The organism is Mycobacterium malmoense, assembly GCF_019645855.1.
Classification (GTDB): Bacteria; Actinomycetota; Actinomycetes; order Mycobacteriales; family Mycobacteriaceae; genus Mycobacterium; species Mycobacterium malmoense.
In genome coordinates this window covers 483885-496403 of the sequence record NZ_CP080999.1, presented here as the reverse complement: position 1 = coordinate 496403, position 12519 = coordinate 483885, and the positions used below count along the sequence as shown (strand labels likewise).

The window sequence follows — 12519 nt, the reverse complement described above, 5'->3', positions numbered from 1 at the left end:
GCGTCGGTAGTTACAGTCTCGCGGTCAAAGCAGACTGCGGAACGTGCTGCGGTGGAACACAATCGGCGCCACCTCCGCGTCCACCGTCACCTCGTTGACCCGCAAAACCACGATGGTGTGATCGCCGGCCGGGATCAGTTGCTCGATCGCGCTCTCCAGCCACAGGCCGGTGCCCTTGATGAAGACCGCGCCGCTGGTGCGCGACACCGTCTGCAGGCCGGCGAACCTGTCACCGGTCTTGGCGGCCAACGCGCGTGCGGCCTCGTCGTGGGCCTCGCCGAGCACGCTGATGCCCAGCCTCGGCACGCGCTTGAGCTTGGGCCATGTCGTCGACGTGTTTTGTACACAGAACGACACCAGCGGCGGGTCGAGCGAGACGGGGACAAAGGTGCTGGCCGCCAAGCCTTCCCGGACGCCTTCGACTTCGGCGGCGATGGCCACCACGCCGGACGGAAAGTGGCCGAAGGCCTCACGAAGCGATGACGGTGTCAGCTTGTTCGTCGAGTTCACCGGACCTCATTCGCCCCTTTCTGCCTATCCGACCCTACTCGACGAGTATCCGTGCGCGGCGGCCACATCCGGGTGGGCCCGCAGCCTGCTCTTCCAGGCGTTGCGGCCGTAGACCGAGAAGATCGGATCCGACGGGTCCTGCCTTGCGGACGCCAGTGCCTCTAATTCCTCGGGCAGCGACAGCACCGGGATCCGCGCGTCCAGGCGCGGATTGAAGAAGTACGGCACCGAAATCCGCTCGGCCGCTCCGCCCAGATTTACCCGGTGCTCGGTGGCCCGCAGGTAGCCGCCCGTCGCCACCTCGAGCAGCTCGCCGACGTTGACGATGAACGCACCGTCCAGAGGCGGCACGTCGACCCACTCGCCCGAATCGGGCCGTCGCACCTGCAGGCCACGGCTGCCCGGCTCGGCCAACAGCAGCGTCAGCACCCCGGAGTCTCGATGCGCGCCCACGCCCTGCGGGCTGGCCGCGCGGGCCGGGTACCGGATGATCTTGATCAACGTGGCGGGCGTGTCCGCGAAGGCCGGCTCGAACGCGTCGGGTGGGCTGCCCAGCGAGGCCGCCCACTGCCGGAGCAGGGTGCGGGCCACCGAGGACAGCGCGGCGTCCCACTCGTCGATCACCCCGGGCAACTCGGGCAGCGCGGCCGGCCACTGATTGGGACCCTGCAGCCACAGGTAGCCCGGCTTGCCGGGCCCGCCGATCGCGGGGAGTTCGGGTCCGATGTCGATCTGCTCGCGCCAGTCCACCTCGCCCCGGGTGAGTTCGCCGCCGAGTCGGGTGTAGCCGCGGAAATGCGGGCTGCGGACCATCGCGACGGCATCCTTGTCGGCGTCCGGCAGCCCGAACAGCCGGCGCGCCGCCTCGAGCACCCTGCCCGCTAGCTCGTCGGGCACGCCGTGGCCGGTGAGATAGAAGAAACCGACCTCGTGGGCGGCCTCGCGCAGGCCTGCCCGCAGCCGTTCGGGGTCGGCACGCAGATCCACCACGGGCAAGGCAGTGACGCTACTCACGTCCGTCATCGACGATCATCTCCGCAGGTCAACGGGGCCATGCCAGCCTTCCCAACCGGTTGGTTAGTTAGACGGTGAAATGTAGCTCACACTCGCTTGCGTTGAAGAAGCTAACGGATATATTTTAGTCGTGTTACTGGTGGGTAACTTAGCCCTAGTACCCAACCACAAAAGTGGCATTCTCAACGAGGAGGAACATCGTGAGCCACTATAAGAGCAACGTGCGTGACCAGGTGTTCAACCTGTTTGAAGTATTCGGCGTTGACAAGGCGTTAGGCCAAGGCCAATACAGCGACCTCGACGTCGACACCGCCCAGGAAATGCTCGCCGAGATCAGCCGACTGGCCGAGGGGCCGGTCGCGGAGTCGTTCGTCGAGGGCGACCGCAACCCGCCGGTTTTCGACCCGGAGACCCACTCGGTGGCGCTGCCGGAGGCCTTCAAGAAGTCGGTCAAGGCGGTCCAGGAAGCCGGCTGGGACAAGGTCGGCATCGACGAGGCACTCGGCGGCATGCCGATGCCCAAGGCGCTGCTGTGGGCGCTGCACGAGCACATCCTGGGCGCCAACCCCGCCGTGTGGATGTACGGCGGCGGCGCCGGCTTCGCCAACATCTTCTACCACCTCGGCACCGAGGAGCAGCAGAAGTGGGCCGTCATCGCCGCTGAGCGCGGCTGGGGTTCGACCATGGTGCTCACCGAGCCGGACGCCGGCTCGGACGTCGGCGCCGGGCGGACCAAGGCGATCAAGCAGGACGACGGCTCCTGGCACATCGACGGCGTGAAGCGGTTTATCACCTCGGCCGATTCCGGTGACCTGTTCGAGAACATCTTCCACCTGGTGCTGGCCCGCCCCGAGGGCGCCGGTCCGGGCACCAAGGGCCTGTCGCTGTTCTTCGTGCCCAAGTTCCTGTTCGACTTCGAGACCGGCGAGCTGGGCGAGCGTAACGGCGTGTTCGTGACCAACGTCGAGCACAAGATGGGCCTCAAGGTCTCGGCGACCTGTGAGCTGTCGTTCGGCCAGCACGGCGTGCCCGCCAAGGGCTGGCTGGTCGGCGAGGTGCACAACGGCATCGCGCAGATGTTCGACGTCATCGAGCAGGCCCGCATGATGGTCGGCACCAAGGCGATCGCCACCCTGTCGACCGGGTACCTGAACGCGCTGGAGTACGCCAAGTCGCGGGTGCAGGGCGCCGACATGACCCAGATGACCGACAAGACCGCGCCGCGGGTGACCATCATGCACCACCCGGACGTGCGCCGCTCGCTGATGACCCAGAAGGCCTACGCCGAGGGTCTGCGCGCGCTGTACCTCTACACCTCCACCTACCAGGACGCGGCCGTCGCCGAGGCGGTGCACGGCGTGGACGCCGGCCTGGCCGTCAAGGTCAACGACCTGATGCTGCCGGTGGTCAAGGGCGTGGGCTCCGAGCAGGCCTACGCGAAGCTGACCGAGAGCCTGCAGACGTTCGGCGGGTCCGGCTTCCTGCAGGACTACCCGATCGAGCAGTACATCCGGGACTCCAAGATCGACTCGCTCTACGAGGGCACGACGGCCATCCAGGCGCAGGACTTCTTCTTCCGCAAGATCGTCCGCGACAAGGGTGTGGCGCTGGCCCACGTGTCGGGCCAGATCCAGGCGTTCGTGGACAGCGAGTCCGGCAACGGCCGGCTGAAGACCGAACGCGAGCTGCTGGCCAAGGCGCTGGCCGACGTCCAGGCGATGGCGGCCACGCTGACCGGCTACCTGATGGCCGCGCAGGAGGACGTCACCAGCCTCTACAAGGTGGGCCTGGGTTCGGTGCGCTTCCTGATGAGCGTCGGCGACCTGATCATCGGCTGGCTGCTGCAGCGTCAGGCCGCGGTGGCCGTGGAAGCGCTGGACGCCGGCGCCAGTGGCGCCGAGCGGTCCTTCTACGAGGGCAAGGTCGCGGTGGCTTCGTTCTTCGCCAAGAACTTCCTGCCGCTGCTGGCCAGCACCCGCGAGGTGATCGAGACGCTGGACAACGAGATCATGGAGCTCGACGAGGTCGCTTTCTGACGGCCAACGACGATGCGGCCGCGGAGCGGCAGTCGGCGTGAACGGCCGTATCGGGATTGCCTACCAAAAAGGCCGCCGCTGGATCCCCTCACTCCAGCGGCGGCCCTTTTCGTACGCCCGTCCGCTGACCGGCGGTCGATTCCAGGGATGCCCCGTATTGCCGTCGGGGTCGGGGGGTCAGACCACAACACGGGGCTATCCGGACGTGTGGGTACCCAACCGCTCGGGTTAGAAACCGACTGTGACGGAAATCATCCGGGCCGCGGCGGGCTATTGGTGGGCGAACGGCCGCCTAATGACCGGCCCGGTCAGGCCTCCAGGATCGCGGCCACGCCCTGGCCGCCGGCGGCGCAGATCGAGATCAGCGCCCGGACCGTGCCGCCGCCTTTTTGCTCTGTTTTCTTTTCGAAAAGCTGCTTGGCGGCCTGGGCGAGAATCCGCCCGCCGGTGGCCGCGAAGGGGTGGCCGGCGGCCAAGGACGAACCGTTGACGTTGAGCTTGGACCGATCGATCGACCCGAGCGCGGCGTCGAGGCCCAGCCGCTCCTTGCAGTAATCTTCGGATTCCCACGCCTGCAGATGGGCCAGCACCACCGACGCGAACGCCTCGTGGATCTCGTAGAAATCAAAGTCCTGCAGGTTCAGGCCGTTGCGGGCCAGCAGCCGGGGCACCGCGTAGGTCGGCGCCATCAGCAGGCCGTCGCGCCCGTTGACGTAGTCGACCGCGGCGGTCTCCGCATCCACCAGGTAGGCGAGCGGGGCCAGCGAACGCGCGGCCGCCCACTCCTCGGAGGCCAGCAACGCGACCGAGGCGCCATCGGTCAGCGGCGTCGAGTTGCCGGCCGTCATCGTCGCGTCGCCGGCCTTCACCCCGAAGACCGGACGCAGCGTCGCCAGCTTTTCGACGCTGGAATTGGGCCGCAGATTGTCGTCGCGGTACAGCCCCAGGAACGGCGTGACGAGGTCGTCGAAGAAGCCGCGATCGTAGGCGGCGGCCATGTTGCGATGGCTGGCGACGGCCAGCTCGTCCTGGTCGACGCGTTTGATCCCCATCTGCTTGGCGGTGATGGCGGCGTGCTCGCCCATCGACAACCCGGTGCGCGGTTCGCTGTTGGCCGGGATCTCGATCCCGAGGGTGGCCGGCAGCGTGCCCACGAGCCTGAGCCGTTGGAGATTGGACTTGGACCGGCGCAACTTCAGCAGGTGACGACGCAGGTTGTCGCCCAGGCCGATCGGTGGGTCGGAGGTGGTGTCCACGCCGCCGGCGGCGGCCACGTCGTAACGGCCGGCCGCGATGCCGTCGGCCGCGGCGATCGCCGCCTGCAGCCCGGTGCCGCACGCCTGCTGAATGTCGAACGCCGGTGTGTACGAGGACAATTCGGAACCGAGCACGCATTCGCGCATCAGGTTGAAGTCGCGGCTGTGCTTGAGTACGGCGCCGCCGGCCACCACACCCAGTCGTTCGCCGGCCAGCCCGAACCGGTCCACCAGCCCGCCCAGGGCGGCGGTGAACATGTCCTGGTTGGACGCCTCGGCGTAGGCGCCGTCGGATCGCGCGAACGGGATGCGGTTGCCGCCCAGCACGGCGACTCGCCGCCCGGTCTGTGAACTTGCAGGGGCCACTTTTTATCTCCGTGTACATCGGTTTTGAATCGGCCGTTGGGGGCCATACTACCCACTGTTCTTACTCTGAAGTAAGTTCGTCCCCGATACGGTTGCCCTAATAACGGCACGCCCGACCTAGAACGAAACCCAGGAAGAATTGGAAGGCAGCTAGTGGCTCCCAAGCGCTCGTCCGATCTGTTCTCGCAGGTGGTCAACTCCGGCCCCGGATCGCTTCTGGCAAGGCAACTTGGCATTCCGCAACCCGAGACACTTCGACGCTACCGACCCGGCGATCCGCCGCTGGCCGGGTCCCTGCTGATCGGCGGTCCCCCAGATCAGCAAGGCAGGGTGGTCGAGCCGCTGCGCGCGGCGCTGGACAAGGACTACGACCTGGTGGGCAACAACCTGGGCGGCCGCTGGGCCGACCAGTTCGGCGGCCTGGTTTTCGACGCCACCGGCATCACGACGCCGGCCGGGCTGACGGCCTTGCACGAGTTCTTCACACCCCTGCTGCGCAACCTGGGCCGCTGCGCGCGCGTCGTGGTCGTCGGCACCACGCCCGACTTGGCGACCAGCACCGACGAGCGGATCGCGCAGCGCGCGCTGGAGGGCTTCACCCGCTCGCTGGGCAAAGAACTGCGCCGCGGGGCCACCGTGCAGTTGGTATACCTGTCGCCGGCCGCCAAACCCGCTGCGACGGGCCTGGAATCGACCATGCGGTTCATCCTGTCGGCCAAGTCGGCGTACGTCGACGGCCAGGTCTTCTACGTCGGGGAGGCCGATTCCACGCCGCCGGCCGACTGGGAACGGCCGCTGGACTCCCACGTCGCCGTCGTGACCGGCGCCGCCCGGGGAATCGGTGCGACGATCGCCGAGGTGTTCGCGCGCGACGGCGCCCGCGTCGTCGCGATCGACGTGGAGTCCGCCGCCGAGTCCCTGGCCGAGACCGCCAGCCGGGTCGGGGGCACCGCGCTGTGGCTCGACGTCACCGCCGACGACGCCGTCGACAAGATCACCGAGCACCTGCGCGACCACTACGCGGGCCACGCCGACATCCTGGTCAACAACGCCGGCATCACCCGCGACAAGCTGCTGGCCAACATGGACGACGCCCGCTGGAACGCCGTCTTGGCCGTCAACCTGCTTGCCCCGCAACGGCTTACCGAAGGGCTGGTGGGCAACGGCAGCGTCGGCGAAGGGGGCCGGGTGATCGGGTTGTCGTCGATGGCCGGCATCGCCGGCAACCGCGGGCAGACCAACTACGCCACCACCAAGGCCGGGATGATCGGCCTCACCCAGGCGCTGGCGCCGGGGCTTTACGACAAGGGCATCACGATCAACGCCGTCGCACCGGGATTCATCGAAACCCAGATGACGGCCGCCATCCCGCTGGCCACCCGCGAGGTGGGCCGCCGGATGAACTCGCTGCTGCAGGGCGGGCAGCCCGTCGACGTCGCCGAGACCATCGCCTACTTCGCCAGCCCGGCATCAAACGCGGTGACCGGCAACGTTATTCGCGTCTGCGGCCAGGCGCTGCTGGGAGCGTAGCGTCTGGTGACGATACGGGCCGATCGGCCCGAGGAGAAGCTGGACAATCGGGAGGAGTCATGAGCGAGCCAAGCGGGCTGAAGAACATGCTGCGCGCGGCGGCGGGGGCGTTGCCGCTGGTGCCGCGCGGGAATCGGCTGCCCGGCCGGACACTGACGGTCAACGACGTGCCCATCGATCGCGCCAACGTGGCCGAGTACGCGGCGGTCACCGGGCTGCGCTACGGCAACAACGTGCCGCTCACCTATCCGTTCGTGCTGAGCTACCCGACGATGATGTCGCTGGTCACCGGATTCGACTTTCCTTTCGCGGCAATAGGATCGGTGCACATCGAGAACCAGATCACGCAGTATCGCCCGATCGCGGTGACCGACAAAGTCGCCGTGCGCATGCGTGCCGAGAACCTGCGCGAGCATCGCAGGGGCCTGCTGGTCGACCTGGTGACGGACCTCAGCGTCGGCGGAGATTTCCAAGACACCGCGTGGCACCAGGTGACCACCTTCCTGCACCAGCAGCGCACCAGCCTGTCCGACGAGCCCAAACCGCCACCGCAGAAGCAGCCCAAGCTGCCCCCACCCGGCACCGTGCTGCGGATCACCGCCGGCCGGATCCGGCGCTACGCCGCCGTCGGCGGCGACCACAACCCGATCCACACCAACCCGATCGCCGCCAGGCTGTTCGGATTCCCGACCGTCATCGCACACGGAATGTTCAGCGCCGCAGCAGTATTGGCCAACATCGAAGCCCGGCTTCCCGACGCGGTGCGGTACTCGGTGCGGTTCGGCAAGCCGGTGCTGCTGCCGGCTACCCTCGGGCTCTATCTCGACGAACGCGATGACGGCTGGGATCTCTCGTTGCGCAATATCGCCAAGGGATATCCGCACCTAACCGGCGGCATCCGGGCGCTGGCCTGAATTCAGTCGAGCCGATACCAGGCGAGCTCGTGATCGGGTTCGTCGGCGAACCACACCCGCGTGTTCGGGGCGATGTCCTTGAGCCGCTTCTTCGCCGCCGGGTGGTTGCGGGACTGAAACGCCGTCAGGAATGAGCAGCGGTCGGCCGAAATATGCTGGCGCGCTGCCCAATCGAGCAGCGCCCGGCGTCGTTCCGCGGTTATCGCCCCGTCCGTCGCCACCGCCTCGACGATCCAGAAGCGAACCGGCTCGGCGCCGATGTCCGCGATAAGGGTGTCCGGAAGCAGATTCGTCTGGTCGATCTTGATTCCCAGTTCCTGCAGAACCCGCTTATCGCCCAGGTGCACCTTGTCGCCGGGCTCCGATATCGCCAGCACGACCGGCTCGACCAGGCGGCGCGGGGCCCACGCCTCGATGACGCCCTTGAGTATGACGCTCGACATGCCCGGCTCGAGCGTGCGGACCTGCCCGCCGGGCAACGTCACCCTGACCGCGTGCCGGGCGCGCTCTTTGTCGAGGGCGAAGTTGGCTTTGAGCCGGGTGCCGGGATCGAGGCGGTTTTCTCGCCAGGCGGCCGCGGCCTCGGTGAAATCCTCACCGGTCAGGGACGGGTCGAAGAGATCCGCGAAGTCGCCCAGAAGCGCCCAGCGGGGCTTGCTGCTCGACGTGGCCAACCCGGTCCGCCTGCGGAGGGCCCCGAGTTCGCGCCATTTGCGAAAGGTCTCGTCGCGCAGCGTCTCCCGGCTGTTCTCCCGGTAGGCCGGCGAAAAGGGGATGCCCCAGGAGGCGTGCAGCTCTTCGACGTGTCTTTGACTCCTGGCCGAGGCGTCCCGCCACTCCACGCGTCGCTTATCGTCAGCGGCGGCGAACACCTCTTTCGACATCCAGATCACGGTCGACGGCCGGGCCCACGACACGGCGGTCGCATCCTGGTCGGGCGCGCTGACGGCGTCGACGTAGATCAGTGCGGCGACGGCGTGGCCCGCCAGCGGTGACGAGAGGACGGAATCGAACGCGGTCCTCGGGAAAATGAGTTGGAGCCGCCGCTCGGCGAAGTCGGGAGCGATCACGGGGCGCATCGGCTGGAACCACAGTCATAGGCGGCGGCGACGGCCGCTTCGAGGGCGTCGCCGTGCAGGTCCTCCCACGCCGTCACCGTCGAACGATCGGGCATGGGGATGGACTGCAATTCGTAGGCGCTGAGCGCAACCGAGCCGGAGATGGTGCGGACCACCTGATCCATTGTGCGCGTGGACAACACGCGCGTGAGCGCAGCCTCGGAAAGCGCGGCGTCCGGGGCGGGGCGCAGCACGTTGACGTGGTTCTCCACGGTGACGCGGCCGTTCCGGGCGGCCAGTTCCTGATCCCCGAGGTGCGCGGCGACCAGTCGGCGATTCTGCTCTGGCGAAGTCGTGCGCTGCACCAGGACCGCGGGTCGCGTCAGGAGCATCACCGTGGGGTCCGACGGCACAGACAACGACAGATACCGCATCCCGTCGCGGGCCGGATCGCGATGAAGGTTCCCGCCGTCGAGATCGGCGGCCCAAATCACGTGGGAGCGCGTCGGCCCCCAGGTGGCGGAGAGGTCGTCGGCGCGCCGGTTCCAAACGAGGGGGCCGGTCGACGCCGTCCAACCCAACGACGACAACGTTTCGGGCATCGCCGACGCCGCGGCGGCCACGGACGCGTCGTCGGATCGACGGGGCAGAACCCACGGCTGCTCGGATCGCTGCAAACGGACGGTCGCGATGGTTTGCTCCCGGCTGCCGAAGCTGGTGATGCGCGTCTTCTGCCGTCGGCGCCGCTCGAAGACGGCCAGGCAGGTCTCCTGGAGCACCGATGTGAACACTCCGCTGCGGTCCTCGACGAACGTCACCGCGCCCATGCCGGCCGTGCGCCCGAGATAGGCGCGCAGGTTCGTGAAGTACCTGCCGCTCATGAACGACGTTGGCACCAGGGCGGCGAGCACGCCCCGCTCCGCGAGCGCCTCGACGGACGTCCCCATGAACAGTCCGTAGAGGTTGGCGTGGCCATACACCAGGTGAGCGAAGCGAGCCCGCTCCTTCGGTGACAGCCGAACCCTGCCGTAGGGCGGATTCATGATCACCGCCATGGCCCGGGATCCGAAGCCCGACAAGCCATCCCCGACGCGGGCCAGGCACGGCAGGGGCTTGCGGATGGCCTTGGGCACCCGGGCCAGCGTCGGCAGCATCTCGGCGGCCATGACGACATTCGCGATCCACACCGCCGCGGGGTCCGCGTCCACGCCCTCGATCACGCTGGGCAATCCGGCGAGGACGAGTGACGGGTCCACGTCGTACGACCCGTGCAGGTGCTCACGAAGCGCGGGCAGCAGCAGCGCACCCGCGCCGCACGCGGGGTCACGGACGAGCCCGCCCAGCGGTTGGCTGCGCGGGGCGAAGTCGAGGGCTCGACGCGCCTGAGCCCAGAGGCGGGAAGCCAATTCTGTTGGGGTGTAATGGCGCCCGTGGCGCGCGCGTATCGCCGGGGTCAGCGCTTCGACGTAGGCCGCCCCGACCTGTTCGGCCGTCAGCGAGGCCCACGATGCGCCGAGATCCGGGTCGGCGGGAAGGTCCATGGGCGGTTGCGCGTCGACGGCCCGGTCGACCTCGAGCCAGCGGCCGTCGAGGCCGACCGCTTGTGCCCGCAGCCGCCACCATGCCGGGATCGCGGCCAGGACCGCGGCCGCGGCCGGTGTCAGGTCGCTCGCCGAGGTGGTTGCGAGGTCTCCGCGCGAACCTCGGGAGCCCAGAGGCCGCAGGTTCTCCACGGCCTCGGTGACTGCCGCGGCGACCAATAGGTCCGTCACAGCGCGCTCTCCTTCGGTCGCCTCGGTCGGAACTGACTGTAGCCATGAGCTCATGTTCCACCGGGGATCTGACAGCCGAGTCGCGAGCGGAAATTCGGGCACGCTCAACCGGCGCGTCGGTGGGGCGCCGGCGCGGCAGCACCGCGGCGCGCGACGAGCGCTTTCAGCCCGTGTGCGCCGACCGCGGTCACCAGGAAAACGAGAAGAAGCCGGAGCGGGGGATGGGCGAGCTCCCAGACGAAGATCGCGGCCCAGATCGGTGAGCCCTGGGTGACCGCGAGCACCCCGGCGGCACCGGCGAGTGAGACCGCCGGCACGTGCAGGTGCGTCCCGGCCGCCCAATTGACCGCCAGCACCAGCACCGATCCCGCCGCCGCGCCGGTGGCCAGCGAGGGCGTGAGCATTCCGCCCGCCCCGCCGGCGCGCAGGAACAACGCCGTCAGTAGCGGTTTCAACGCCAGGATCGCGGCCGCCGCCGACAGCGTCATCCCGCTGGCCAGGCTGACGGTCAGGATGCTTCGGCCGTTGCCGGGCAACTCGGGCCACCAGTGCGAGCAGATCCCCATCACCAGCCCCGCGGCGGCGAGCGCGGGGATCAGTACCCAGGTTCGCATCGGCGCGGCCGGCCGCGCCGCGGTCATGAGCCGGTCGAACGCCAGGCCCACCGCGAGGGTCACCGGCACCAGGACCAGGGCGTGCGCGGTCAGCAGGTACGTCGATTCCGCTCCGGGCCAGTCCAGGTCGGGCTGATCGCCGGTGACGACCGAGCCCATCGCGACGGCCAGGCTGGACGTGATGAGCGCCGCGCCCAGCGCCCGCGGATGCCAGGTGTTCAGCATGATCCGCACCGCGAACAGGGCGCCGGCCAGTGGCACGGCGTAGACGGCGCCGAGCCCGGCCCCGGCCGCGCACGCCAGCAAGATCTCCCGGTCCCGGCGCGACAGCCTCGTCAGCAATCCGGTGCCGAAATCGCCTAGCGCGGCGGCGAATTGGCGCGGGGCGCCCTCCCGGCCAAGGGATGCCCCGGAGCCAACCAGCAGCACCTGCAACGCGGCGTCGACGCTCCATGCCAACCGCGGTATCCGGTCGTGACGCGCGATGGTCTCCGCGAGCGGCGGCACCGGGGTCCTGCGCCGCAGGGCCCACCAGCCGGCCGCCGCCAGCGCGCCACCGACCATCGGTCCCAGAGCGCGGCGCACCGGGCTGCTGCCGGTGATCCCGACGAGCAGGGTGCCGAAACTGTAGTGGTAGGTGAGGTGCTCGACGAAACGCAGCACCGCCGTCGTCGCCAGCCCGGCGATCCCGGCCAGCAATCCGACGATGACTACCGCGCAAAAGAAGTCGACGTCGCGGCGGGGCGGTTGGGCCACCCTACGAATGTAGGGTCTAGCCGGCCGCCGCGCTGGGGCCGCCCGCCTCGGCCGCGGCTTCGCGGTCCTCGGGCGCTCCCCGCAAGCCGTGCCAGAACAGCTCCATCATGAGCTGGGCCGCCTCGTCGACGTCGATGTCGCCGGTGCTGACCCGGGTGGCCATCGCCTCGCCGGCGCCCACGAGCGCCACCGCCATCATCTGGCGCGCGGCGTCGGTCCGCGGGGTGCGGCTACGGGCCCGCAGCTGCCCGGCCAGCAGGTCGATGATCTGCTCGCGCCCTTCGCGCACCGTGTGGGCGAAGGTTTGCGAGCTGGTGGCCTGGGTGTACATCACGATCCACGACGCGCGATTGGCGTCGATGTAGCGCAGAAAAGAGATGAGGGTGTTGCGCACCATGTCCTTTGGGCTCTGGTTGAAGTCGATTCCGGCGCGCACCGCGTCGATGAACCGGCTCAACTCGCGGCTGAGGCACGCGCCGAAGAGGTCCTCCTTGGAGCCGTAATACAGGTAGAGCATCGGCTTGGAGATCTGCGCCTCGGCGGCGATGGCGTCCATCGAGGTCTCGTGGTAGCCGTTGATCGAGAACATCTGCACGGCGGCGTCGAGCATCTGTTGTTCGCGGACAGCACGCGGTAATCGCTTGGTGCCACCTGCCATCACTGTGCCTTTCTCGTCCGTTTTCTGTCTCCAGG

At 68.6% G+C, this 12519-nt stretch carries 10 protein-coding genes; 3 read left to right on the top strand and 7 right to left on the bottom strand.

Annotated features, from left to right (window positions below; all coding sequences use genetic code 11):
* Positions 1–24 precede the first annotated feature (24 nt).
* Together K3U93_RS02245 and K3U93_RS02240 are read right to left on the bottom strand one after the other, a co-directional pair.
* Positions 25–510, bottom strand: a complete 486-nt coding sequence (locus tag K3U93_RS02245) for a flavin reductase family protein (RefSeq protein ID WP_083010632.1) — start codon at positions 508–510, stop codon at positions 25–27.
* Between the two features lie 24 nt (positions 511–534).
* Positions 535–1533 carry an isopenicillin N synthase family dioxygenase gene (locus K3U93_RS02240; protein ID WP_083010633.1) on the bottom strand — a complete coding sequence of 333 codons (999 nt, stop codon included), beginning with the start codon at positions 1531–1533 and terminating at the stop codon, positions 535–537.
* A gap of 191 nt (positions 1534–1724) precedes the next feature.
* Here K3U93_RS02240 and K3U93_RS02235 point away from each other — a divergent pair, with 191 nt between their 5' ends.
* Positions 1725–3560 (top strand): acyl-CoA dehydrogenase, encoded by a 1836-nt coding sequence (locus K3U93_RS02235; protein WP_083010634.1) that lies wholly within the window; start codon positions 1725–1727, stop codon positions 3558–3560.
* A gap of 308 nt (positions 3561–3868) precedes the next feature.
* Here K3U93_RS02235 and K3U93_RS02230 read toward each other — a convergent pair whose 3' ends face one another.
* A complete protein-coding gene (locus K3U93_RS02230; protein ID WP_083010635.1) occupies positions 3869–5182 on the bottom strand; it encodes an acetyl-CoA C-acetyltransferase in 1314 nt (437 codons plus the stop codon).
* A 153-nt stretch (positions 5183–5335) separates the two neighbouring features.
* On the opposite strand from K3U93_RS02230, the gene K3U93_RS02225 reads away from it, so the two are divergent.
* Complete coding sequence (locus K3U93_RS02225; RefSeq protein WP_083010636.1) at positions 5336–6712, top strand: 3-oxoacyl-ACP reductase; 1377 nt, start codon at positions 5336–5338, stop codon at positions 6710–6712.
* A gap of 59 nt (positions 6713–6771) precedes the next feature.
* Positions 6772–7626, top strand: a complete 855-nt coding sequence (locus tag K3U93_RS02220; protein WP_083010637.1) for a MaoC/PaaZ C-terminal domain-containing protein — start codon at positions 6772–6774, stop codon at positions 7624–7626.
* Between the two features lie 2 nt (positions 7627–7628).
* Here the strand turns inward: K3U93_RS02220 and K3U93_RS02215 are convergent, their stop codons facing one another.
* The 4 genes from K3U93_RS02215 to K3U93_RS02200 all read right to left on the bottom strand — a co-directional run bounded on the left by K3U93_RS02215 (position 7629) and on the right by K3U93_RS02200 (position 12484).
* Positions 7629–8705 carry a BsuBI/PstI family type II restriction endonuclease gene (locus K3U93_RS02215; RefSeq protein WP_083010638.1) on the bottom strand — a complete coding sequence of 359 codons (1077 nt, stop codon included), beginning with the start codon at positions 8703–8705 and terminating at the stop codon, positions 7629–7631.
* On the bottom strand, positions 8693–10456 hold the full coding sequence (locus tag K3U93_RS02210; protein ID WP_083010639.1) for an Eco57I restriction-modification methylase domain-containing protein: 1764 nt from the start codon (positions 10454–10456) through the stop codon (positions 8693–8695). Before K3U93_RS02210 ends, K3U93_RS02215 begins: the two co-directional genes overlap by 13 nt.
* 104 nt (positions 10457–10560) lie before the next feature.
* On the bottom strand, positions 10561–11826 hold the full coding sequence (locus K3U93_RS02205; RefSeq protein WP_176219969.1) for a chloride channel protein: 1266 nt from the start codon (positions 11824–11826) through the stop codon (positions 10561–10563).
* Between the two features lie 16 nt (positions 11827–11842).
* Positions 11843–12484 carry a TetR/AcrR family transcriptional regulator gene (locus K3U93_RS02200; protein WP_071512210.1) on the bottom strand — a complete coding sequence of 214 codons (642 nt, stop codon included), beginning with the start codon at positions 12482–12484 and terminating at the stop codon, positions 11843–11845.
* Positions 12485–12519 lie beyond the last annotated feature (35 nt).